The organism is Dyella humi (assembly GCF_044904605.1).
GTDB classification, from domain to species: Bacteria; Pseudomonadota; Gammaproteobacteria; order Xanthomonadales; family Rhodanobacteraceae; genus Dyella_B; species Dyella_B humi.
In genome coordinates, this window is the sequence record NZ_JADIKI010000002.1 from 1 (window position 1) to 702 (window position 702).

Genomic DNA, 702 nt, shown 5'->3' on the forward strand with positions numbered 1-702 from the left:
AACGGATCGGTCAGAAAACGCTCGGCAGTGAGCTGGGGACGATTGAGGTAGCCACGGGCAACACCGGCCCCGCCGATGTACAACTCACCCACGGCGCCCAGCGGTACCGGCTTACCCTGAGCATCCAGCAGATAGATTCGTGTGTTGGCAATGGGACGGCCAATCGGAATGAACCCGGTTGGCGTCCCGTCAGTGACTTCATGAATCGTGCAGCCAACGACGGTTTCTGTTGGCCCGTATTCATTGATTATGCGTGCATTCGGTGCGATAGCCTGCCAGAGGTCAACGGTAGCGCGTGACAGGTTCTCACCACCCACGACAAACAAATGGGTTGCAGCGGCGAGCCGATCACCATCCACATGTTGGCTCAGAGAATCCAACAGGGACGGCGTAATCTTGACCAGTCCGTGATCGGTACCCAGCCAATCGGATAGGCCGTCGATCTCTTGCTTCTCCCTTAACACATGAATCTGTCCGCCACCGACCAAAGGCGTCAACAAGCTGGTGACAGTGGCATCAAACGACAACGAGGAAGACACGGCGGAACGGCATGGTGCATAGGTGCGACTGGCCCAAGCGAGATAATTGGTGACGCCGCGATGCTCAACCATGACACCTTTAGGCGTACCGGTGGAGCCGGAGGTGTAGATGACATAGGCCAGATGACGGGAGGTCAGATCGGCCACCTGCGGATTGGCATCG

1 protein-coding gene is annotated in these 702 nt (G+C 57.5%); it reads right to left on the minus strand.

Annotated features, from left to right (window positions below; all coding sequences use genetic code 11):
• Window positions 1-702, minus strand: a 702-nt coding sequence (locus tag ISP18_RS00015; protein ID WP_404559210.1) for an AMP-binding protein, incomplete at both ends; no start/stop codon positions are given.